Origin of the sequence: uncultured Victivallis sp., from assembly GCA_944389935.1 — a bacterium.
Classification (GTDB): Bacteria; Verrucomicrobiota; Lentisphaeria; order Victivallales; family Victivallaceae; genus Victivallis.
The window spans coordinates 14,835-37,998 of record CALXOE010000005.1; the positions used below are offsets into that span (position 1 = coordinate 14,835).

The 23,164-nt window shown below is 61.0% G+C and carries 21 protein-coding genes; 11 read left to right on the plus strand and 10 right to left on the minus strand.

What is annotated here, in order from left to right:
• Position 1: 1 nt before the first annotated feature.
• The 4 genes from Q0J85_RS02730 to Q0J85_RS02745 all read right to left on the minus strand — a co-directional run bounded on the left by Q0J85_RS02730 (position 2) and on the right by Q0J85_RS02745 (position 4,060).
• Positions 2 to 1,267 (minus strand): efflux RND transporter periplasmic adaptor subunit, encoded by a 1,266-nt coding sequence (locus Q0J85_RS02730; protein ID WP_294478046.1) that lies wholly within the window; start codon positions 1,265 to 1,267, stop codon positions 2 to 4.
• Between the two features lie 25 nt (positions 1,268 to 1,292).
• On the minus strand, positions 1,293 to 2,171 hold the full coding sequence (gene folD / locus Q0J85_RS02735) for a bifunctional methylenetetrahydrofolate dehydrogenase/methenyltetrahydrofolate cyclohydrolase FolD (protein WP_294478047.1): 879 nt from the start codon (positions 2,169 to 2,171) through the stop codon (positions 1,293 to 1,295).
• A 44-nt stretch (positions 2,172 to 2,215) separates the two neighbouring features.
• Positions 2,216 to 3,745 carry a hypothetical protein gene (locus Q0J85_RS02740; RefSeq protein ID WP_294478049.1) on the minus strand — a complete coding sequence of 510 codons (1,530 nt, stop codon included), beginning with the start codon at positions 3,743 to 3,745 and terminating at the stop codon, positions 2,216 to 2,218.
• 120 nt (positions 3,746 to 3,865) lie between these two features.
• Entirely contained in the window at positions 3,866 to 4,060 is a 195-nt protein-coding gene (locus Q0J85_RS02745; RefSeq protein WP_294478051.1) for a hypothetical protein, read from the minus strand.
• Positions 4,061 to 4,201: 141 nt separating this feature from the next.
• Here Q0J85_RS02745 and argH point away from each other — a divergent pair, with 141 nt between their 5' ends.
• The 3 genes from argH (at position 4,202) to tsf (ending at position 7,392) form a co-directional block, all read left to right on the plus strand.
• A complete protein-coding gene (argH, locus tag Q0J85_RS02750; RefSeq protein ID WP_294478053.1) occupies positions 4,202 to 5,575 on the plus strand; it encodes an argininosuccinate lyase in 1,374 nt (457 codons plus the stop codon).
• A gap of 113 nt (positions 5,576 to 5,688) precedes the next feature.
• The gene (gene rpsB / locus Q0J85_RS02755) at positions 5,689 to 6,549 is read left to right on the plus strand and encodes a 30S ribosomal protein S2 (RefSeq protein WP_294478054.1); all 861 of its coding nucleotides are present in this window, start codon (positions 5,689 to 5,691) and stop codon (positions 6,547 to 6,549) included.
• A 33-nt stretch (positions 6,550 to 6,582) separates the two neighbouring features.
• Positions 6,583 to 7,392, plus strand: coding sequence for a translation elongation factor Ts (tsf, locus tag Q0J85_RS02760; RefSeq protein WP_294478056.1), 810 nt, complete (start codon positions 6,583 to 6,585; stop codon positions 7,390 to 7,392).
• Between the two features lie 107 nt (positions 7,393 to 7,499).
• Here tsf and Q0J85_RS02765 read toward each other — a convergent pair whose 3' ends face one another.
• On the minus strand, positions 7,500 to 9,032 hold the full coding sequence (locus Q0J85_RS02765) for a xylulokinase (protein ID WP_294478058.1): 1,533 nt from the start codon (positions 9,030 to 9,032) through the stop codon (positions 7,500 to 7,502).
• Positions 9,033 to 9,036: 4 nt separating this feature from the next.
• Positions 9,037 to 10,158 (minus strand): TIM barrel protein, encoded by a 1,122-nt coding sequence (locus tag Q0J85_RS02770; RefSeq protein ID WP_294478061.1) that lies wholly within the window; start codon positions 10,156 to 10,158, stop codon positions 9,037 to 9,039.
• Between the two features lie 97 nt (positions 10,159 to 10,255).
• On the opposite strand from Q0J85_RS02770, the gene Q0J85_RS02775 reads away from it, so the two are divergent.
• Positions 10,256 to 11,155, plus strand: a complete 900-nt coding sequence (locus tag Q0J85_RS02775; RefSeq protein ID WP_294478063.1) for an AraC family transcriptional regulator — start codon at positions 10,256 to 10,258, stop codon at positions 11,153 to 11,155.
• Between the two features lie 3 nt (positions 11,156 to 11,158).
• On the opposite strand, the gene Q0J85_RS02780 is transcribed toward Q0J85_RS02775, so the two are convergent.
• Both Q0J85_RS02780 and thiD read right to left on the minus strand, forming a co-directional pair.
• Positions 11,159 to 12,133 (minus strand): N-acetylmuramoyl-L-alanine amidase, encoded by a 975-nt coding sequence (locus Q0J85_RS02780; protein WP_294478064.1) that lies wholly within the window; start codon positions 12,131 to 12,133, stop codon positions 11,159 to 11,161.
• Entirely contained in the window at positions 12,130 to 12,987 is an 858-nt protein-coding gene (gene thiD / locus Q0J85_RS02785; protein WP_294478066.1) for a bifunctional hydroxymethylpyrimidine kinase/phosphomethylpyrimidine kinase, read from the minus strand. Before thiD ends, Q0J85_RS02780 begins: the two co-directional genes overlap by 4 nt.
• Before the next feature lie 94 nt (positions 12,988 to 13,081).
• Between thiD and Q0J85_RS02790 the strand changes: the two genes are divergently transcribed.
• From Q0J85_RS02790 to rbr, 7 genes are all read left to right on the plus strand, one after another.
• Positions 13,082 to 14,458: a hypothetical protein gene (locus tag Q0J85_RS02790; RefSeq protein ID WP_294478068.1), complete on the plus strand. Its 1,377-nt coding sequence runs from the start codon at positions 13,082 to 13,084 to the stop codon at positions 14,456 to 14,458.
• Positions 14,459 to 14,557: 99 nt separating this feature from the next.
• The gene (locus tag Q0J85_RS02795; RefSeq protein WP_294478070.1) at positions 14,558 to 15,589 is read left to right on the plus strand and encodes a nitronate monooxygenase family protein; all 1,032 of its coding nucleotides are present in this window, start codon (positions 14,558 to 14,560) and stop codon (positions 15,587 to 15,589) included.
• A gap of 26 nt (positions 15,590 to 15,615) precedes the next feature.
• The gene (gene mreC, locus Q0J85_RS02800) at positions 15,616 to 16,485 is read left to right on the plus strand and encodes a rod shape-determining protein MreC (protein ID WP_294478072.1); all 870 of its coding nucleotides are present in this window, start codon (positions 15,616 to 15,618) and stop codon (positions 16,483 to 16,485) included.
• Positions 16,482 to 17,036 (plus strand): hypothetical protein, encoded by a 555-nt coding sequence (locus tag Q0J85_RS02805; protein WP_294478074.1) that lies wholly within the window; start codon positions 16,482 to 16,484, stop codon positions 17,034 to 17,036. Before mreC ends, Q0J85_RS02805 begins: the two co-directional genes overlap by 4 nt.
• Positions 17,033 to 18,961, plus strand: a complete 1,929-nt coding sequence (locus Q0J85_RS02810; RefSeq protein ID WP_294478076.1) for a penicillin-binding protein 2 — start codon at positions 17,033 to 17,035, stop codon at positions 18,959 to 18,961. Before Q0J85_RS02805 ends, Q0J85_RS02810 begins: the two co-directional genes overlap by 4 nt.
• Positions 18,962 to 19,043: 82 nt before the next feature.
• Positions 19,044 to 20,267: a Gfo/Idh/MocA family oxidoreductase gene (locus Q0J85_RS02815; RefSeq protein WP_294478078.1), complete on the plus strand. Its 1,224-nt coding sequence runs from the start codon at positions 19,044 to 19,046 to the stop codon at positions 20,265 to 20,267.
• A 195-nt stretch (positions 20,268 to 20,462) separates the two neighbouring features.
• Positions 20,463 to 20,999 carry a rubrerythrin gene (gene rbr, locus Q0J85_RS02820; protein WP_294478079.1) on the plus strand — a complete coding sequence of 179 codons (537 nt, stop codon included), beginning with the start codon at positions 20,463 to 20,465 and terminating at the stop codon, positions 20,997 to 20,999.
• Between the two features lie 65 nt (positions 21,000 to 21,064).
• On the opposite strand, the gene Q0J85_RS02825 is transcribed toward rbr, so the two are convergent.
• Both Q0J85_RS02825 and Q0J85_RS02830 read right to left on the minus strand, forming a co-directional pair.
• Positions 21,065 to 21,859 (minus strand): DUF134 domain-containing protein, encoded by a 795-nt coding sequence (locus Q0J85_RS02825; protein WP_294478081.1) that lies wholly within the window; start codon positions 21,857 to 21,859, stop codon positions 21,065 to 21,067.
• A gap of 116 nt (positions 21,860 to 21,975) precedes the next feature.
• Positions 21,976 to 23,157, minus strand: coding sequence for an FAD-dependent oxidoreductase (locus tag Q0J85_RS02830; protein WP_294478083.1), 1,182 nt, complete (start codon positions 23,155 to 23,157; stop codon positions 21,976 to 21,978).
• Positions 23,158 to 23,164: the final 7 nt, after the last annotated feature.

The following is a 23,164-nucleotide window of genomic DNA, read 5'->3' on the forward strand; positions in this document are numbered from 1 at the left end:
CTCACTTTCCGACCGGAACGACGGGCACTTCCCCCTCGATCTCCTCGCCGACCGGGGCGAGCGTGTCGCCGAGAATGGAGGGATCATCCTGCCGGACCGCCTCGGGAGTGTCGAGTTTCTCCGCGGCCGCCGGAGTCTGCGGAATCCGGGCGAGCAGCTTCTCATCCACCTGCGGCGACGCCGGAGAACCGGGCCGAACTTTCTGGACGCCTTCGACGATGATCCGGTCGCCCGCCTTGAGGCCGGACTCGGCGATGAAGAACTCTTCGCTGCGGTAACCGGCCGTCACATTGTGCCGCTTCACTCTGTCGTCGGCCTCCACGACATAGACGTAATCTCCGGCCTGATCGGACATCAATGCGACCAGCGGCACGATCAGTGCTTTCGTCGGTTTCGCCGGCCCGATGCTCACGCGCACGAACATCCCGGACATAAGCTCGCGCTTCGGATTCGGGAAGAGCGCCTGCAGCCGGAACGTCCCGGTACTCGTATTGACCCGGTTGCCCCAGAAAGCGATTTTCCCCGGCAGGGCGTATTCGGAACCGTCCTGCAGATAGAGCCGGACACGAACCTCCGGAACTTCCGTGTCTCTCCGGAGCTTCAAAAGTTTGATGAGGTTGAATTCGGAGATTACGAACTCCACGCGCACGGGATCGACCATCACCACCGTCGCCAGCGTCCCGGACTGCTGATCGACGAGATTTCCGACGCTGTAGGTGTTCAAGCCGATCTGACCGTCGAACGGCGCGTAGATTTTCGTGTAGTCGAGATTCTGCTGTGCGAGCGCAAGATTCGCCTCGGCGCCCTCGACGGCGGCATCCGCCTCCTGTTTGTTCGCGACGGCGAAATCGAATGCGCGCTTGCTGGTCGCATCCTGAGTGTTGAGTGTTTTCTGGCGTTCGTATTCAATGTTCGCGTTTGCCCGGGTTGCGCGCGCTTTCGCGAGTTCCGCCTCGGCGGCCTTGACTTTCGCGGCATAGACCTCGGGCTCGATCTCGTAGAGCAGCTGCCCTTTCTTCACCGGCTGCCCCTCTTCAAACAGCCGCTTGACGAGGAATCCCTCGACGCGGGCAACCAGATTGACCTCTTCAAACGCTTTGATCGAAGCGATCGCCACGGAGGATTCAAACATGTATCCTGTCGTCGCCGGGACGACTTTCACCACCGGAGGTTCCGGTGGCGGCGGCGCGGCCTTTTCGCGACATCCGGATAACAACGCGACTGCGGCGAAGACTCCCGTCGCCCCGACTCTCCCCCACACTCTCATGCACTCCCCCTCCAGAAAAAAAACGTTATTTCCGCCGCTCGCACGCGGTCACGGCATTGCTCATCAAAACGGCAATGGTCATCGGCCCGACCCCGCCGGGAACGGGTGTGATCGCTCCGGCGACTTCGACGGCCTCGTCGAACTTCACGTCCCCGACGAGTTTATCTTTCCCGCCGGCCGGATTCGGCTTGCGGTTGATTCCGACGTCGATCACGACGGCCCCGGGTTTGATCATGTCTTTGCGCACAAACTCCGGTTTTCCGATCGCGGCGATGAGGATATCCGCGTCACGCGTATATTTCGCGATGTCCGGCGTGCCGGAGTGAACGACCGTCACGGTCGCATTCGCCCCTTTCGCTTTCTGCATCAGCAGCGCCGCCATCGGCTTGCCGACGATGTTCGAGCGGCCGATCACGACGGCGTGCTTTCCGGCCGGGTCGATTCCGGAATGCTCCAGCAGCAGCATGACGCCCCACGGCGTGCAGGGGCGGAATCCGTCCTCTTTTCCGATCAGAAGCTTGCCGACGTTGCGCTCACAGAAACAGTCGACATCCTTATCCGGATCGATCGCGGCGATCACCGCCTCTTCGTCGATCTGCGGCGGCGGCGGGGACTGCACAAGAATGCCGTCGATCGCCGGATTGTGGTTCAACTCGTCGATCAATGCGAGGAGCTCCTCCATTGTGGTATCGGCCGGGAGCACCCGTTTGTCGGAGAAGATTCCGAGTTCGGCGCACTTCTTCGCCTTGGAGTTCACATAAACCTGAGAAGCGGGATCGTCCCCGACCAGAACCACGGCCAGCCCCGGAGTTTTTCCCGCGGCTTTCAAAGCCTCGACCCGGCGGCGGGTCTCTTCGTTCACGGCTGCTGCGATCGCTTTTCCATCAATGATTTTTGCTGACATACAATCTTTTCCTTCCTCATTGCGGAACACTGCTCCGCCGCACCTTAAAAGGGCGGGAGCGACAGATAATAAACCGGTTTCACCAGCGGAAATCCGCCGATCGGCCGGTATCCCGGAAACGGTTCAGGTTTCCGGGAAAGAATCACGGGACGATGCTCCCGTACGAACTCCATCATGACCTCCGGATAATCCGGATAAACTGCGCGCCCCCAGTCCACATACATCGGATGCACCGGCGGCTGGTCGGGAAGCAGCCGGCAGAACATCGCCTGTTCCGTCATATTCAAACAGGGACGCTCCCGGAACGGTTCCGGGATCTGCGCCAGAACGATCGCCATGTTCCGGAGATAGTTGATCTCTCCCGGAAACATCAACATCCCGCGCGTACCGGGGAGATCCGACCACTCCCGTTCGGAGAGATAGGCGATCCGCATCACCGCGCCGAACATCCGGTAGCCGATCTCCAGCCCCGGCAGGATCAGCACTCCGGCCAGAAGCGCGACACGCACAATGCGACGCCACCGGCTGCGCCAGATCCGTTCGGCGACATATGCCGCCGCCCCCATCATCGGAACGCTGCCCCAGTAGAGATGCCGGATGCACGGCACCGGGAAAAACTGATGCCAGGATGCCAGACCGATCAGGACCGCCGCCGCCAGCGGCAGGTAAAGCCGGACTTCGTCTCGTCTCACGAGCGCCGAACAGGCGTAGAAAAACAGCCCGAGCGACAACAGCGGAAACACGATGAACCCCTCCGCCGGGAAGAATGCCAGGAGAATCGACTCGAACACACCGCCGCCGCCCCGCTCCCACCCGAACCGGCCGACGGCAACGAAACACTGCTGCAGGTAATCCGGCCACGCGCCGCAAAATGTCAGATAGAATGCGAGAATCGCCGGAATCACCAGAGCACCCGCGCACCAGACCGCCCCTTTCCGGAGCACTCCGCGCCAGGGGGTGCGGCGCACCCACGCTTCGAGCGCGAGCGTCATCACCGCGGCGATGACCAGGACAAAACCGCAGGGTTGACGGCAGCCGAACGCGAGTCCGGCGGCGACTCCGCTGCCGAACAGCAGTTTCCGGTCGCCGCTGTCGAGGTAACGAACTGTGAACGTTCCGGTCAGAAGCATGAAATAGAGCGCGTAAACCGAAGACCACGGATGCATCGGCAGCAGATAGAGCGGGGCCATTCCCCAGAAGAGAATCATCATGAGCCAGCGGAACGGCACGGAGAGGAATCTCCGCCAGAACCGGTCGAGTTCCACGGCACAGAGTCCGTAGAACACCACGGTCAGCAGTTTGATGGCGAGCAGTTCGCCGCCGAAGATACGGACGACCGCGGCCTGCAGAAAAGTCGTGAGAAAGCCATATTGATTGAAACTGTCGCGGAAAAGCACGCGCCCGGCGGCGACATCCATGGCAGGCTTGAGCATCACGCCGTCATGGTGCAGATCGACGCTGAAGAACGCAAACGGCGTAAAGCACAACAGCGTAATCACGAACAGCACCCAGCCGTTGCGATCCAGCCACGGGCCGCTCCGCACCCTCTCCCCGCTCTCGGATTTCCGTTCCACGCCCCCTCCTGTCATTCACGCACGTCTCCACCCCACGATTGCATTCCGGCGAAAGAAGCCGGGCATTCCCGTATCTCTGCCGGATAAGGGTTTCAATCGCGGATCGGGCGGAGTCGCTCTTCATTCACGCGGGAACTGACTGTGAGCCCGCGCCATCCAGCGGTTTACGATGGGACTGATGACAAAATCATCAAAACCCGCGTCGCGTGGAAAACTCCAGTCGCAGAACGGGCACTTCGCATAAACCTCAAGATCGGCGGGCGTCAGACGCTCACCGCAATTCGGGCAGAGAATACTGCCGTTGAGGGGCTTCAACGGCCGGTTATTGCAAATATCACTCATAATACTGGATAATATAGTGCATTCCGATTGAAAATCCAGTCGGGAACAGCTATTTTATAAAAATATTGTTATCGCGGAATCAGTGATCCGGAATTGCGGAGGGAGGACGGAAGAATGGCTCTTTGGGGCGGCAGATTCAGTTCCGAAACGCGGAACGAAGTTACACAATATTCGGAATCGATCTCATTCGATCAGCGGCTTTATCATTTCGACATCATGGGAAGCAAGGCACACGTCACGATGCTGGCGGCGCAGAAGATCATCCCGGAAGCGACCGCGGAAGCGATCCGCACGGAACTCGACAAGATCGAGAAACGGATCGACGCCGGGGATTTCAAATACGACATCGCGATGGAGGACATCCACATGCACATCGAGAGCGCGCTCATCGACGCCCTCGGCGCGGAGGGTGCCCGCGTCCACTCCGCGCGCAGCCGCAACGACCAGGTCGCACTGGACATCCGGCTCTATCTGCGCGATGAAGTTGACAAACTCATCGAGGGGATCCGCCATTTTCAGCGCGCGCTCGTCGCGCAGGCCGATGCGAATCCGCGCACGATCATGCCGGGCTTCACCCATCTGCAGCACGCGCAGGTCGTATTGTTCGCGCACCATCTGCTCGCGTATGTCGAGATGCTCGACCGCGACGCCGAACGGCTTGCGGAGTGCCGGAAACGGATCAACGTCATGCCGCTGGGGTCCGGCGCGATTGCGGGCAGCACGCTGCCGATCGACCGCGAGGCGGTCTGCCGCGCCCTCGATTTCAGCCGGGTCACGCGGAACAGCATGGACGCGGTAGCGGACCGTGACTTCGCGATTGAACTGGTTTCGGATCTCGCGATCTTCGCGATGCACACGAGCCGCCTCTCGGAGGATTTGATCCTCTGGTGCAGCCAGGAGTTCGACTTCATCGAGCTCGACGACGCATTCTGCACGGGCTCGTCGCTGATGCCACAGAAGAAAAATCCGGACGTCTGCGAACTGACCCGCGGCAAAACCGCCCGCGTCTACGGAGCGCTGACCGCGCTGCTCACGATGTGCAAGGGGCTGCCGCTGACCTACAACCGTGATCTGCAGGAGGACAAGGTCGCGATTTTCGATGCGCTCGACACGGTCAAGATGATTCTGAAAGTCTATCCGCCGATGATCGAGACGATGAAGCTCAAAGCCGACCACATGCTCGCCGCGGCGAGCGATCCGGCGCTCATGGCCACCGATATCGCTGAGAAACTCGTCGAACTCGGGGTGCCGTTCCGCAGCGCGCACCACCGTGTCGGCGCGTTCGTGAAATACTGCCGCGAACATGGGAAAGCGCTCAACGAGGTCACGCTCGATGAAATGCGCGAGACGATTCCCGAGGCGACTCCCGAATTTCTGACCCTCTTCGATCCGGTCGCCAGCGTCGGGAAACGCAACATCACCGGCGGAACCGGATTCGACCAGGTCGCCAAACAGCTTGAATTCTGGAAAAAAACACTTGCAATCTGACTTTTCGCGTGTATATTAGCAAAATCGCCGCGTAAATTCGCGGGGTGTAACAATCAAACCAATGGCGTCTTGCTGAAACCAAAAGAAGCGCCGCAGAAACAAGGAGCCGTAAAATGGCAAAGATCTCGATCAACGATCTGTTGGAAGCCGGGTGTCACTTCGGTCACCAGACCCGTCGCTGGAACCCGAAAATGAAAGAGTACGTCTACGGGGCGAAGAACGGGATTTCGATCATCGACCTGACCAAAACCATGTACCAGATTGCGGAAGCCTGCAACTTTCTGCAGCGCGTGGTCGCGAACGGCGGAGATATCCTCTTCGTCGGAACGAAGCGGCAGATCCGCGAAATCATCAAGAATCTCGCGGAAGAGACCGGGATGTTCCACGTCTCCGAGCGCTGGCTCGGCGGCACGCTGACCAACAACGTCACGATTCGCAAGAGCATTTCCAAGATGGGCGAGATCGACAAGACTCTCGAATCCGATTCCGCCAAGGGGATGAAGAAGAAAGAGATCGCGGTTCTCGCGCGCCGCGCCGAGAAACTGCATCGCGACCTCGACGGCATCGTCGGGATGAAGCGTCTTCCGGCCGCGCTCGTGGTTGTTGACGTCTGCAACGAGCTCAATGCGGTCCGCGAAGCGAACAAGCTGAACATTCCGATCGTCGCGATCGTCGACACGAACGGCGACCCGTCTCTGGTCGACTACCCCGTCGCTGCGAACGACGACGCGGTCAAGTCGGTCCAGATCATCACGAGCCTCTTCGCTGAAGCCGTGAAGATCGCCAAGGAGATTCACCAGAAGAAAGTCGCCGAGGAGCGTGAGGCCGCCGAAGCCGCCAAGAAGCTCGCTCAGGAGAAAGCCGACGACGAGGAAAAGGCCGAAAAAGAGGTCAAACCCCGCCGCCGCGCTCCGCGCCGCGAGGAAGCCAAGCCGGAAGTCAAGGCCGAAGCCGCCGAAGCCAAGGCTGAGTAATTTACTGTAATTATTGACTGGGAGATCATTATAATGGCTGCTGTCACTGCAAAAATGGTTCAGGACCTCCGGGAAAAGACCGGGGCCGGCATGATGGATTGCAAAAAAGCGCTCGTCGCCGCCGACGGCGATATGGAGCTCGCGATTGAAAACCTGCGCAAATCCGGCGCCGCCAAAGCGGAGAAGAAGTCCGGGCGCAGCACGAATCAGGGCAAAGTCCTGACTGCGATCGACGGGCAGAAAGCCTCGATCATCGAGGTGCTCTGCGAGACCGACTTCGCGGCCAAGACCGACAAGTTCCAGGACATGGTCAAGAAGTTCGCCGCCGACATGCTCTCCATGCCGGGCAACGGCGACATCTCCGCGGAAGTCCGGGAGGCCGAGAAGAGCGCCCTCACCGACAATATCGGTGTGATCGGCGAAAACATGCAGATCCGCCGCGCCGACAAATGGGAGGGCGGGGAGCGCTATGTCAGCTATCATCATGACGGCGGGCGCGTCTCCGTGCTGGTCGAAGTCTCCGGCGAGAGCGATCCGGTCGTGCTGAACGACATCTGCCTGCACATCGCCGCGTTCCGTCCGCGCTACATCACCGAGCAGGATGTTCCGGCGGAAGTCATCGCCAAGGAGAAAGAGATCGCCGCCGCCGCTGATCCGAAACTCAAGGACAAGCCGGCCGCGATGCTCGACAAGATCCTCGCCGGCAAGATCCGCAAGTTCTTCAGCGAAGTCTGCCTGATGGATCAGCCCTGGGTTCGCGACGACAAGACCTCTCTCGGCAAGCTGCGCCCGAACTGCAAGGTCACGCGCTTCGTCCGCTGGGAAGTCGGCGAAGAGCTCTGAGATCCCGCAGATCATCCCGGAAGAGAGAGGAGAAACCTCTCTTCCGGCGACAGAAAAATCCCGGAAAGTTCACTTCAGCTTTCCGGGATTTGTTGTGTCCAGGGGAATTATTTCACGCTCCGCTCGAATTTGCGATATTTCGCGAGCATCCGATCGTAACGCGGCGCGGCGGACGGATCCGCCGGGAGCGTCTCGACAGGACGGCAGAATCTCCGGAAGAGTTCCGGAAACGCGACCCCGTCAACGGCATTCGCCGCTCGAAGCGCCGCCCCGAGTCCGGCGGAGTTCGAGACAGCCACCGTCTCGACTTCAGCCTGAAACACGTCGGCGATGATCCGGCGCAGCAGCGGACTCCGGGAAGCGCCGCCCGTCACGCGGATGCGGCGGAGAGTCAACCCCTGCCATGCGCTGTGCAGGCGCATGGACAGCGTTTGCGACTCGAGCAGCGCCCGGACCCGGGCGGGACCATCCGCCTGTGACGGGTCGAAATCGTACTTCACGCCGGGCTTCAGCACAAGCGGCGTCGACTCCGGCGAAAAGTAGGGAAGCATCAGCCGTTCTTCCGCGGGGACCGGTGTCACCCGATCGAATTCCTCATACGAGAGGCCGCACGCTTTCCGGACGGCTTCGCGTGCGAGCGAACCGTTCGTAAAGCAGATGAGACTCATGAATCCGCCGGCGGGATTCCCGAACACGTTTCCATACCCCTCCGGATCGGTGCGGAAGTCACGCATCGAAGCGAAGAACGTGTCGCTCGTTCCGAGGCTCACAACAGCAGTCCCGGGCTCGGCGGCGCCGGTTCCGACGAGGCTGTTCGGGTTGTCGCCCGACCAGACGGCGACCGGAGTCCCGGCTTTCAGGCCATACTTCTCAAAATAGGGGGAGAGCCCGCCCGCGACCGTATTCGAGGGCACGACCTCGGGAAGTTTACCGAGGAGTCCGGGCGCGGTGAACGCGGCGATCTCTGAATCCCACGCGAGCGTTTCGAGATTCAGCAGATTCATCCCGGCACCGTCGCCGTAATCGATCGGCGCGGAAACTCCGCAGAGCACGGAGCAGCAGAATGAACTGACAAGATGAACCACCGCAGTGCCGTGATACGCACCGGGATTTTCACGCGCAAACTTGCGGATCTGCGGCCCGGTAAATCGCTCGATGGCGGGCGATCCGGTGGAAAGGCGCAACCGGTCGCCGAACCGGTCGTCGAGTTCGCGACATTCGCGCGAAGTCGAACGGTCCATCCAGATCGGCGCGTACCGCCGCGACAATGCGGGAACGATCTGCTCCGCGAGCGTCCCGGCCGGGTCGAGCGACGCAAGCGATGCCGCAAACCGCCCGGAGAGATAAACGGAGCCGTGCTGCTGACCGGATCCGGAGATCATTCCGACCTCGGCGAGCGGCAGCCCGGCGCCCTGCATGCGCGCGAAGAGCAGATCGAGCGCCTCCAGCCACATGCCCGGGTCGGCCTGCCGGATCAGCGGATCCGGATCGGGGCGGAATCCCTCCGGTGCTCCGTAATGCGGCAGATCGGCTCCGAAATTGACCGAAACGCCGGGGAAACGGCGCGAGGAATCCGCCGGATCGATGAGTTCGGCCTTGATCCCCTGCGTGCTGACGTCGATCCCGAGCGAGAGCGCCATCGGCTCACCTCCGCGGATCGACGTCGCCGAGCGCGCACATCTGACGGATACTCGCGAGGTCCGCCGCCGACTGTGAGGCATAAGCGCCCGGCAGCTCAATTCGTTCCGCGAGCTTGAGCGCCATCGAGAGCGCCGTGACGCTGTCGACGATGAACTGTTTGCGGCAGCCGATCTCGTCGGCGGGATTCCCCTCGGCGCGCAGCATGTGGCAGTCGAACTCGACCGCGCCCCGCCAGCCGATCCGGTTCAGCGCGTGAAACATCATGACCGTCTCCTTGAGTCCCTCCGGCCCGATAAGCGGCGGAAAGTCGTTATCGAACTGCGCCTTGATCTGCGAACCGAAATGGAGAAATTTCAGCTTGTTCATGCTGCACAGATATGCGACCGTCATGCAGGCGTTCATAAGCGCCATCGACTCATGCTGAAGCAGTTCCGGATTCACGCCCCAGAAATCGGGCTCTTTGAGTTTCCCGCAGATGAATCCGACGGCGTGGCCGCTGGTCGGCAGGAACATCTGACCGCGCGGCTCGTTGGGCTTGGGTTCGACCGTCGCGCCGATGTAACTGGTCATGTTGTTGGCGCGGATGTAGTCGGTCACATGATTGAGTCCCTCGGCGAGCCACTCGTAGACCTGCTCCCACCGGGTCACGACCGGCACTTCAAAGCCGTCACGCGCGACCCAGTAAATGTAATACTTCGCGCCGAAAAACTGCCCGATGCGCAGCGTGCGTTCGACTTTCAGGGCGGCGAGGCGGCGGATCTCCGGATCGGGATTGCACAAACCGCCGTCCCGGAAGAGCCGGTTCCCGTGCAGACTGCAGATCGAAGCGTGGACTTTCACGCCCGCTTCGTCGAGCACGGCCTTGATCTCGCGCAGCCTGCGGTAGACGGGACTGGCCGGATCGAGGTCGTCTTCCGGATGTTCCGGATCCCAGGGGACGAGGTCGTCGTCGTGGTAGCTCGTCGCCTCGACGTATCCCTCGCGGGCGGCCCAGGCGATGATTTTCGCGATCTCGAGCGAATCGAACCGGGAGAGCACCGCGCCGCCGAACGGATCGCTCAAGGGACTCCCCACACACCAGAACGGCATCGAACGATAGGTCACACAACCCTGATTGAAATCCATGTTTCACCCTCCTGCGTTAAAGGTTTTTCTTCATGAATATAGCCGGTTTTGCCGCCGTTACCTTGAATTTTTCAACAAAAAGAGGTATTATATCACCATGATACAGGAAAAATCGACAAAAGCATTCGGCACCTATTACTTTGAAAATCCGGCTCTTCCGATCGCGGTTTCCGAAGTCAGGGCCGCTGCGGAAGCTCAGCATGCGCACGATCTCACCGCGTGCGAACATTCGCACGACTTCTCGGAACTCGTGCTCATCACGGCCGGGAGCGGTCCACAGCTCATCGACGGGACGGAGTGTACGGTCTCGGCGGGGGATGTGTTCCTCATCCAGGGGCACACGCGCCACTGCTTTCCGGACCGACGGCGGATTAGCATGCTGAACGTTCAGTTCGATCCGGAACACCTCGCGCTGCCGGACGACTTTCTGCGCCAGATCCCGGGGTACAACGTGATCTTCCAGCTCGAACCGGCCATGCGGAACAACCGCAGCGGAGAGAACCGGCTGCGGCTCGACCGGGAGGAACTCGCACTCGCGGAGGAGCGAATCCGGCGGCTGCGCGCCGAACTCGAACGCCGCGAACCGGGCTACGAGGCGGCCGCTTTCGCACAGCTGCTCGAACTCATCGTATTTGTTTCGCGCCGCTGCGGCAGCTCCCGCGCGCCGAATCAGGCAGCGCTGCTGCGGATGGGCGAGGTCATCAGCCGGATCGAACGGGATTACGCTTCCGCGCTCACCCTCAAGCGGCTCGCCGCCGTGGCCTGCACGTCACCGAACAATCTGCTGCGGCTCTTCCGGACCGCGACCGGCACCACTCCGATCGAATACCTGCTCGAGGTCCGGCTGCGCCGCGCCGCCGAACTGCTGCGCCGGACCGGGCTGCCGGTCGGGGAAGTTGCGGCCCGCTGCGGGTTCCACGACTCGAACTACTTCTCGAAACGATTCCGCGCGCTCTACGGAGTCAGCCCCAGAACATTCCGCGGCGGCCTCGAATAATCCCTACCGCGACAGAGACCGGTGATAGTTCAGAATACCCGCCGCGATTCCACGCGCGAGCTTGTCCTGATACGCCGCACTGCCGAGGTTCGCCTCGTCGCTGCGGTTCGAGACGAAGCCGACCTCGACCAGCGCCCCGGGACAACGAATATCGCGCAGCACCGCGAACCGGGCAAACTTGACACCGCGATCCGACGCCCGGGTCTGCAGCAGCATCGCGCGCTGCAGGTGATAGGCGAGCAGAAAGTTGTTCGGATTCTTCGCATTGCCCGCATAGCGGCTCGCGACCGGTTTGCCGCTGTTGCTCGAGGCGGCCCCCTCCGGCGTCAGGCAGAACGTCTCGATGCCGCGCACGCTGCGGTCCGCCGCGGAATTCACGTGGATCGAAACGAACAGGTCCGCCCCGCGTTTGTTCGCATAGGCGCTGCGCGCACCCAGCGAGAGCGTCGCATCCCGGGTGCGGGTGAGTTCGACTTTGTAGCCGTAGGCGCGCAGAATATTCGCGACCCGGTTCGCGAGATTCAGGGTGATCGTTTTCTCCTGCAGATGCTGCCCGGCGGTTCCCCGGTCGCGCCCGCCATGCCCGGGATCGATCACGATCCTGCCGATCTTGTGTTTATAGGGAAGCCGCGTCCCGAGAAAGGGGACGAGCAGATTGTCATAATCGACCTTGGCCAGATACGGATTCGTCTTCTGCATCAACAGCGGATAACAGAGATTGACCCGGACGCTGTTGAACGCGGCATACCGCCGGTCCGGATAAAAAACCAGCCGCTCTTTTCCGCGCGAAAGCGCGATCTGCGCGGCGCTCCGGGAAACGGTCGCTCCGAGTCCCGACGCCGCATCGAGCAAATGAACACTGCGCCGCCCCGCAGCCCAGATTGAACGCAGCCGGACCGGCGCGGCGTCAAGCAGCGCACCCCCGAAGAAGACTCCGAAGAGCAGCAGCGGCAGAACCGTGTTCCGAAAATGCCTCATCTCTCCGGCGACACCCTTTCGAGTCGCACCTGATCGATGCGGTCCTCCACCGGGGGATACATCGCCGTCACCCCTTTGCCGATTTCGACGAACTCCTCCATCGAGCCGAGCACGAACGCTTTCGCTTCACACAACGCATTTTTCCACGGCATTTCGAGAGCAAGCGCCGCCGTCAGAGCCGCGGAAAGCGTACAGCCCGTTCCGTGAGAACAGCCGTGCTCCGGCAGCCGGCGCGAGCGAAGCCGGTAGAGCTGCCCCTCGCGGCAGACGACATCATCCGCGAACTTCCCCGCCGGAGCATGCCCGCTCTTGAGCAGGATTGCCGCTCCCCATCTCTCGTGGCACTCGCGCGCGGCATCGAAATAGTCGCGCCCGCTGCGGAGTTTGCGGCCGAGCAGCAGCTCCGCCTCCGGGATATTCGGGGTGATCCACTCCGCCAGCGGCAGGAGCTCCCTTTTCAACGCCTCGATCGCAGAATTCTCCAGCAGCACGCTTCCGGACGTCGATACCATGACCGGATCGACCACGAGCGGAATTCGATGCCGCTTCACGGCATCGGCCACGGCGGAGACGATCTCCGCGGAGAAGAGCATGCCGCTCTTGGCGTGGCGGATGGCAACGGCTTCCAGGACCGTGTCGATCTGAGAAACGACCCCCTCCGCCGGCAGGGCGTCGATTCTCGTGACCCGCTTCGGGTTCTGGCTCGTGACGGCCGTGATCGCCGTACAGCCGTAGACGCCGAACGCATTGAACGTGCGCAGATCGGCCTGGATTCCGGCTCCGCCGCCCGAGTCGCTGCCGGCGATCGTCAGGGCTGCGGGATAGATCTTGTTTTTCGGATTATTTTTCATCATGATTTGTTTTTGTCCGCACCAGCGGTTATATTGCTCTTTAAACCGGATTGATCAAGTTGAAAATACATCCATTCCCGGAAAAAAACAAATCCATATGTTGAAGTTTTTGCAGATATTGTCCGCAATCGCGTTCGCCGCGGCTCTTCCGCTGCGGGCGGCCACCGTCGTGACGGCGGACGGAGTCGAGATCGACATGGACCGCAGCGACTCCGGTTCTCTCGCGACGATCGAGGAGCTGCGCGCGCTCGATCGCCAGATCACGACGCTTTTCCGGGTCAGCGGCAGACGGCTGCCGCGCCGCTGCCGCGTGACGGTTTCCGGAGACGCTCCCCCCGGAGAGCTTCAAATGGAGTTCAAACCGCAGGAGTGGCATCTCACGTTCAACGACCGGGACGGAACGTGGCGCAGCAATTTCCGACTCCGGCGCCGTTTGACGGGGATCATGCTGCTCGCGAAGATCCCGAATGCGGCGGAACCGCTGTCTCCGGATTTTCTGCCGGGCTGGGTTGCGGCGGGAATCGCCTCCCGGATGCAGAGTTCCCGGGAGAGTGAACTGCTCCTGAGCCGGAACCGCTACTTTCCAGTGCTGCGGGCGCTCTGCGAACTGGGGAGATTTCCGGATTTCCGGCAGATGCGGCTTCTCACGCCCGAACTGCTCGCCCCGCCGGCGATGGGGTGGTACTGCGAACTCAGCTGCGTTCTGCTCGACTGCGGGGCCTCCCTCTCAAGTGCCGCGGACAACGCTCTGCTCGACTACTGCCTGCTCGCGAATCTGCCCGGCAGCATCGAGGAGCAGAACTTCAAAGCGACGCTCGGACGGCTCATTCTGGCCGCGGCGTCTCCGGACGTTTCGGAAGCGGGCAGCGGGAGCTCCGAGCCCGCCCTGCCCCCCGACGAAATCATTCAGCGTGCCCTCGAACGTTACGCCCGGGAACTCGCTTTCAACGAATTTTTCCCGCAGCCGGCTCATCTCGCCGCGGCCGCATTCGAGGAGGCCATGAAATTCGAGCTGCCCGAGCTCGGACCGGACGGCAGGCCGACCGGCAGAACCATTCCGGCTGAACTCGTCGATCTGCCGGAACTTCTGCCCGGACGCCCCGACGCGGCCGAACTGCGTTCCACCCTGCGGAAACGGCTTCGCGCGCTCGTAGCCGGCAACAACCGCGCTTACGCTGCCGAACTGGCCGCCCTGACTGAAACACTTTACCTCCTGCCGCTCACGCCGCCGGATCCGCAGGAGGAGCCCTCCCCGCTGCCGGAACAGTTCCGACGGCAGATCGCGGAGATCCGTGCCGGACTCGAGCGCCGGGAAAAAATCGAACGCGAACTCGCCGAAACCGAGATCCGGCTCGCCCCCCCGGAAAAATTCTACGGCGAAGCGATCACGGAAGCGCAGCGCCCATCGCCCGCCCTGCCGCCGGAGGCGCAGAGATTTCTGGAACAGGTCGAATCCAGGTGGATCGGAGATTGAAATCAGGGCGAAGAAGTGCTATATTTACAGGTTGCCCCGAATGCGGGGCGCAGAATGGGAAAAACGAATTTTATTTCAGGGGAAAAGAGTAGGTAACCAATGAACGATTTGTCGATGTTGACTCCGTTGATGCGTCGCGGGAGTGAGTTTCTCGGGGTGAAGTACCCGATTATCTGCGGTGCGATGACCTGGGTTTCCGAGCCGAAACTGGTTTCGGCCGTGTGTAATGCGGGCGGCTTCGGCTGCCTCGCGGGCGGCAACGCGCCGTGCGATATTCTCGAAAAGCAGATCATCGAGCTCAAAAGTCTGACGCCGAACAATTTTGCGGTCAATCTCATCACCATTGCGCCCGCCTATCAGGATCATCTTGCGATGCTCGGCCGGGTCAAGGTTCCGTACATCATTTTCGCGGGCAGCTTCCCGAAAGAGAAAGAGATCGCCGCGGCGAAAGCCACGGGTGCCAAGGTGCTCTGCTTCGCCTCGACCGTATCGATTGCCGAGCGCATGATCCGCTTCGGAGCGGACGGAATCATCCTCGAGGGGAGCGAGGCGGGCGGCCACATCGGCCACGTGTCGAGCATGGTGCTGATCCAGCAGGTGCTTTACAAATTCCACGAGCAAGTTCCGATCTTCATCGCCGGCGGCATCGGCACCGGGAAAATGGTCGCGCATCTGCTGACGATGGGTGCGGCGGGGGTTCAGCTCGGCACCCGTTTCGTCATGACGAAAGAGTCGACTGTGCATCCGGCGTTCAAGGAGGCGTTCCGCAATGCGAACGCCCGCGATGCGATCTCGACGCCGCAGTACGACCAGAAACTCCCGGTCGTCGCGGTTCGCGCACTGCGCAACAAGGGGACTGAGCTCTTCGGGAAACTTCAGCTCCGTCTGCTGCGGGAACTTGAAGCGGGGACGATCCATCGCACCCAGGCGCAGGAGGAGGTCGAGAAGTTCTGGATCGGCGCTTTGCGCCGCGCGGCTGTCGAGGGAGATGTCGATCACGGCTCGCTGATGGCGGGGCAGTCGGTCGGACTCGTCGACGAGGTCATTTCCGTCCAGGAGCTCATCGACGAACTGCTCACCGGCGCCGAAGCCGAACTTGTGGAACTCAAGAAAAAACTCTGCTCCTGCTGAGGAGAAAGGGGTTCCGAATCCGGCCGATGAGCGAACCAGGGAAAATCTCCGACCGCAGGGTCTTTTTCGCGGCCTCGGTGGTACTTGCACTGATTCTCGCATTCGCCGGGTATCGGGCGCTCCGCCGCAGTGCGGGACTGTTGCTCGGAGACTTTTTCTATCCGTATCTGGCGCTGACCCGGATCGCGACGGATCAGGTTGCGCGCCAGTCGCTGCTGCTGCTCAGCCGCACGGAGCTCGCGGCCAAAACCGAATCCCTGATTCAGGAAAATCGACGGCTCGAAGCGGAAAACCGGCAGCTGCAGACCCTCGCGGCGGAGAACCGGGAACTGCGGGAACTCGCGCTGCTCCCGTCTGCGCCGCGCTGGAGATACCACACGGCGCAGGTGCTGTTGCGCGATCCGCTTTTCTGGCGCGAAAAATTCACCATTTCGATCGCCCCGGATTCCGGAATCCGGCCCGGGGCTGTGGTCATCGCTCCCGGCAATGACGGAACGCCCTCGCTCGTCGGAATCATATCCCGGACCGGGAAACGAAATGCCGAGGTGGAAACCATCTTCTCCGGAAATCTGCGGCTTTCGGTCGCTTTCCCGGGAGGAGGAAACGGCTTTCTGAATGCCGGGGAACGCCAGGCCACCCCCGGGACCGTTCCGGTCGGATACATTCCGGTGAATCGCATGGCTGCTCCGGGCGACACCGCGGTGACGACCGGTTTCGCGGCGGGAATTCCGTCCGGACTCAAGGTCGGCCGCCTGACGACGCTCGACGAAGTCGATCCGAATTTTTCAAGTTCAGAACATGTTTCCGGGCTGTTGACGCCCGATGTCGATCTCGACAATCTCCATTTCGTCCTCGTTGCAATGCCGGAATCCGCGGAAGAGGGAGGGGAGAAGTGAAAACGCTGTTCTTCTTCGTGCTGCTCTTTCTCTCACTTCTGATTGAACTGCTGGCGGGTTCGCTGGGGCTGCCGCTTTTCCTGTCCGCGCTGGTGATCTATTATCTGGCATTGGTCGGGCCGGCCGCGGCGGCATTTTATCTGGCCATTCTCCTCGGGGTGGTGCTCGACCTGAGCTACGGCAGGGAACTTCCCGCGACGGCCGTGGTTTTGACCGCTGCGCTGGCGACGGGAAGATTGATGCACCTGAAAGCGCCGGTGCACTCGTTTGAAACCGCCCTGCCCGGCATGGGAGTGATTCTGACCGCGCTGATCGGAGACGCACTGACGAACTTCGCCCTCTCACGCCAGCCGGAATCGCTCGGGTCGTTTTTCTGGAAACTGATCTTCTTCGGTGCGCTCGGACTCTTTCTGATGCCGCTTCTGACGCTCTCGCTCGATGCAGTCGCCGGAAAACTCGGGATTCCCGGAGCGCTGCGCGAACCGAAATCGACGTTCGACCGGCTGCGGCCGCGCCGGGTGCGCGAACCGCGCACAAGGAGGCTGCCGTGAGCCCCGCCGCCAGACGCAAGGAGGAAAAACCCCGGGGATCGGCCTCGGGAATCCTCACGACGGAACGGCTGCGGATTCTGATCCTCGGCGGGATCGTCGCATTCGTATTCCTCGCGATGCTCGTGCGCCTCGCCTACGTGCAGATCCAGTCTGCGGATCGAAGCATCACGGCGATCTCGAATCAATCCATCCGCCGGATCCGGATTCCCGCCCGGCGCGGAAAGATCTACACGAGAGATCTGAAGCTCCTCGCCGGCAGCAGCAGCGACCTGAATCTGGTCTTCTACCCGCAGGAGATGCGCGTAAAAGGAAACCGGAAGCAGACCATCGACCATATTTACGAAACCGCCGAAACCGTCTCGCGCGCGATCGGCAAACCGAATCCGCTCTCGAAAGAGGATATCGCCCGCCATCTGAATTATCAGCCCGGATTGCCGCTGGTGGTTTTCCGCCAGCTCACGCCGCGCGAACTTGAGCGGGCGTTCCAGAAGAGCCGGGACATTGCCGGAATCGACGTGGAACCCGACGAATCGCGCACCTATCCGGAAGGAGCTCTGGCCGCCCATCTGATCGGGTATACCCGGCCCGCTCATCCCGACAATCCGCTCGAAGCCAGCGACCGGAAACAATACTCCTACTATGTGCCGGACCGGATCGGCGTCGAGGGCATCGAGCGCGCGTTCGACCGTCTCCCCGGCACGTCGCAGGAGGAGACCGATTACGATCCGCAGCCGGGGACGCCGGAAACGCCGCTGGGGTTGCGCGGAATGCCCGGTTATTCGCTCGTTCAGGTCGATCATCTCGGCATGATCCGCCGCAACATCATCAGCCGGATCGAGCCGCACCACGGCAACAACGTGATTCTCGCAATCAACTCCCGCGCCCAGAAGATCGCCGAATCCATCATCAGCGGCCAGCGTGCCGCGCTCGTCGTTCTGGACGCCTCGAACGGCGACGTCATCGCTTCGGCGTCGAGTCCGACCTACAATCTCTCGGCGGGATTTTCGACGATCATCCGGAAAGACTATTACGACAAGCTCCTGAAAAGCCCGGGGCGTCCGCTCTACAACCGCGCGTTTCTCGGGAACTACACGCCGGGCTCAATTCTGAAGCCGCTTGTCGCGCTCGCGTTCCTCAATTCGGGAGTCTCTCCGGAGGAGATCGTGAACTGCGACGGGGAAACGATCGTCAACGGCGTCCGGATCCGATGCGCAGCCCGCGCCGGCCACGGCCCGTTGAATCTGCGCGGTGCCCTGGCAAAATCCTGCAATGACTACATGATCGAACACGCCACCGCAATCGGTCTCGTTCCGATCGCGGATGTGCTGCGCAGCGCCGGAATCGGCCGCAAGACCGGCGTGGAGCTTCCGGAGATCGCCGGAACATTCCCCAGCAACGCCAGCAAGAAGCGCAGCCACCGCAACGCCGTCCGCTGGAACAGTTACGATACGGGCCTGCTGTCGATCGGCCAGGGAGTCATCACCCTGAGTCCGCTTCAGGCGGCGGTTTACACGGCCGCGCTGGCCAACGGCGGAAAGATTTTCCGACCGCACGTGGTCTGGAAAGTGGTCGACTCCAATGGGAACGTGCTCTACGAACGCAAGCCGGAAGTCGTGAGCAATCTCCGAACCACGCCCCGTTTTCTCGATGAAGTCCGGCGCGGCATGTTCGACGTGGTCAACACGCCGCGCGGTTCGGGGCGTGAGGGGAAAGTCGCCGGACTCGAACTTTACGGCAAAACCGGATCGGCGCAGGTCGGTTCCGGAGCCAACCGCATTCTCACGACCTGGTTCATCTCGTTCGTGACCTACCGCGGGAAAACCTACGCATGCTGCGTCATGGTCGAGGGGGGCAGCTCCGGAGGTGCGAGCTGTGCGCCGCTGGCGGCGGAATTTTTCCGCCGTTATCTGCTCGAAAAACCGTGACGGAACTTGCATAAAATACCGGGATGCGTTATTTTATCTTGGGATGATTCACTTTTCACCATTATCTGGGGAATTCAAGATTATGATCAATGTCGCAGTCATCGGGGTTTCCGGATTCGGAGCAGTGCACTACAATGATTTTGTCCGGGAACACGCAGCGGGTCGCGTGAACGTGGTCGCGGCCACCGTCATCAACCAGGCCGAGGAGGCCGAAAAATGCGCATTCCTGAAATCGATCGGCTGCCGGCTTTTCACCGACTACCGGAAGATGCTTGAGGAGTTTCGCGGCAAGATCGACATCTGTTTCATCCCGACCGGAATCGCCATGCACTGTCCGATGACGGTCGCGGCTCTCGAATCCGGCGCCAACGTCTACGTCGAAAAGCCGGTCGCTCCGACCGTCGAAGAGACGGAGATCATGAAAGAGGCGGAAAAGCGCACGGGCCGTTTCGTCGCGGTCGGTTACCAGACCATGTACCAGCCCGAAACCAGGCGAATCAAAGAGCTGCTGCTCTCCGGCGCGATCGGCACGCCCCGCATCTTCAAGTCCTACGCGCTGTGGCCCCGCAACGACGCCTATTACAGCCGCAACAACTGGGCGGGCATGCTTTCTGTCAACGGCAAATGGGTTCTTGACTGCCCGTTCACGAATGCGCTCGCCCACTTTCTGAATCTGCTGATCTTCTACGCGGGGACCAGTTTCACCGGAACCGTCGATCCGGTTGAAGTGCAGGCGGGAATGTTCCGGGCCAACCAGATCGAAACCAACGATTTCGCCACGCTGCGCATCACAAGTTCCCTCGGTCAGAAAATCTATTTCCATGTGACGCACGTGAGCGAAACGAACGTGAATCCCATCTCCCGCATCGAGGGTGACGAGGGGACGATCGACTATAACGAACAACGCACCGTCATCACCCGCAAAAACGGTGAAGTCGAAATGTTTGAATCCACCCCCGGTCATGAAATGCGCAAGCACATCTATGATGCGCTCCTCAAACGGCTGGAGGATCCGAAACAGTTCATCTGCACTCTTGACATCGCGTCCAAACATACCTTGATCTCCAACGCCGTCTTTGACTCGGCTCCGAACCTCGACATTCCTCATGAGTTCGTCCGCAACGTCGTCGGCAGCGATGGAGTCGCCCGCCGCGTCGTCCCCGGAATCGATGAGGTGATCCGCCGGGCCTTTGATGAAAACCGTCTCGTCGATACCCGCGATTTCCCGTGGGCGGTCCCAGGAGCGCCGTTCCCGCTCGATCACTATCACGGATTCATCGGGCGATGGGCCAAACAAGAAAAATAATCGCGTTTTTTTTCAAACTCTCCTTGCATTTTTGATAATCATTACTATATTTTAAAAGAGATCACGATCCGGACTGGTGCGGGTGCGCTGCCGGATCAGCAGAAAAATCGGCTGGAAGAGATGGATACGGCAGGCCGCATTCCTGAAATTCCGCGAGAGAAATGCCCAGAAACGGGGAACACAGGAGAAATGAAAATGGCAGAACTCAAGAACAGCAAAACCGCCGAAAACCTCGCATTCGCATTCGCCGGGGAGTCCCAGGCCCGCAACAAGTACACCTACTTTGCGGAAGTCGCCCGCAAAGAGGGGTACGAGCAGATCGCCGCGATCTTTGAACTGACCGCGAACAACGAGAAAGAGCATGCGAAGCTCTGGGCTCAGGAGCTCGGACTGATCGGCAATACCGCTGCGAATCTGAAAGCCGCCGCCGAGGGAGAACACGGCGAATGGACTGAGATGTACAAGAACTTCGCCGAAGTTGCCGAGCAGGAGGGTTTCTCCGCACTCGCCCGCACGTTCGAGCGCGTCGCCGCGATTGAAAAGCGCCATGAGGAGCGCTATCTCACGCTGCTGAAGAACGTTGAGGAAAATGAAGTCTGGGTCCGCACCGGCGAGAACCGCTGGGAGTGCCGCAACTGCGGACACGTCTACATCGGCACGAAAGCGCCGGAAGTCTGCCCGGTCTGCAAGAAGCCGAAGGCTTTCTTCGAGATCGAAGCGAAGAACTATTAAGTTCTGATAAAAAAGCCCCGGGGAAGCGATTCTCCGGGGCTTTTTTTTCCGCGAAAAACGGGAGATCAGTGCCTGCCGCACTGGCAGGAGTGTCCCTCGTCATGGCCGCCGTGGCAGCTGCCGGAACCGTGCTCATGACCGTGCCCATGATGGTTGCAGCTGAAGTTCGGATCGGCCTCAAGCGTACCGGCAAGATAGTGACCGACAGCCTCGGTCACATCGCCCCGGACTCCACCGACCAGTTTGATTCCGCAATTTGCAAGCGCCTGCTGCGCTCCGCCGCCGATGCCGCCGCAGATCAGCACATCGACGTTGCGCTCTTTCAGAAATCCAGCGAGCGCCCCGTGGCCGCTCTCTCCGGTCGGAACGTCGACGCGCCCGGTCAGGCGCCCCTCTTCGACCGTGAAAAGCGCAAAGGCCGGAGTGTGCCCGAAATGCTGAAACACATTGTCGTTTTCACAGGTGACCGCGATAATCATGATATCCCCTTTCTTTCTGTTTTCCGGCAGACAGCCCGACGCCGTCTCCGGGTGTTTTCGGCAACAGAAACGGCAGACGGAAGCATCACAGCCGGTCGGACCGGCAACCGTATCACCGCCGTCCGAAATCACAATGCTGCGTCCCGAGGTCAGCGCCAGCGCAATCTGACGGTGCGCGGAGTAGAGCAGCCGCTGCAACGTCCCGCGCGAGATCTCCATGCGCGCCGCCGCCTCGACCTGATCGAACTCCTCGAGATCAACCAGGCGGATCGCCTCAAGTTCGTCGAGCCGCAGTTCCAGCGGCGTTTTCCGCGGGACACCGCGAAACATCCGGCACGCCGGCTCCACACAGACTCGACGACATTTCCGATTGCGCGGCATCGCAGCTTTCCTCCCGTTTCATTATGTGCATATGCACATAATATAGTTCTGTTTTACCCGAAGTCAAATCGGATCGAAAATGATTTTCGTTCGGGAGGAGGAAAAAGAGCTCCGTTTCACTTATCCGGATAGAGTTCGGAAATGTGGACCGGATTTCCGGCCAGCTTCATCGCGCTCTGGACCTCCGGACAGGGAACTTCATGGGCGGAACAACTCCGTTCCGCCGCGAGTGCGGCCGTGATTCCCGCCGCCTCGCCGGTCAGAGCCGCGACCGGAATCACCCGGGTCACCTCCCACGCATCGCCATGCGAAGAGATACAGCGCCCCGCGGCGATCACATTGTCGAGCTCCTGCGGAAGCAACGACCGCAGCGGAAGTTCCCACACCTTTCCGGTGGTTCTCCAATCCGCGCACACCCCGATGGAGTCGTCAAACCGCTGCCACTCCATCCCGGGCTGGAGCGTGAAACCACCCTGAATCCGGCGCGTGTGGCGCAGATCGGCCATCGCCGGGACTTTCAGCGGAAAGCGTGTGTAACGGGTCGACTTTCCCGCGGTGTACTCCTCGGTGAGTCTGCGGCGATACTCCGCCCGCCCCGCCATCACGAACTCGCTGACCATCCGCCCGTTGATCCCGGGCTCGGTGAAGTCCGGATCGACCGACCCGCCGACGATCGAAGCCCGCACCGTCGGAGCGAGCAAATGCCCGCCGTCCTGCTCGGAATACTCCAGCGTCCAACTCGCAAGCGCATTCGCCGCCACCGGGCACGACGCGCCCGCATAAAACGCCAGATCGGCATCTCCCGACGCATCGACGAACGCCGCCGCCCGGAGTTTCCCCATGCCGGACTTGTTCGCCACGGTGATCGACTCGACCCGACCGGAACGGCACTCGGCATCGACGAGCAGCGTATCGAGCCAGAGGTCGCAGCCCGACTCCGCCAGCAGTTCATCGAGCGCCAGCACCATCGACGCCGGAGAAAACACCGTGCGGTAACGTTTCTCCTCCGCGAGATTACGACCCGTTTCCCATCCGGCCGGGATATCACCGGGTCCGTACTTCATCCCCGCTTTCAACAGCTCCTCGGAGATTCCGAACGTGACCTGCGTGCCGTTGCCGTCACAGAGCGGCAGATAGATAAAGATGATTCCGGTCGTCGCCAAACCACCCCAAAGCACGGTTTTTTCGACCAGGGCAACCCGCCGCCCGCGGCGCGCGGCAGCGAGTGCTGCGGCGACTCCGGCGACGCCTCCGCCTACGACAACGACGTCATAACTCTTCTCAAAATCATTGCGCATCTTCCAG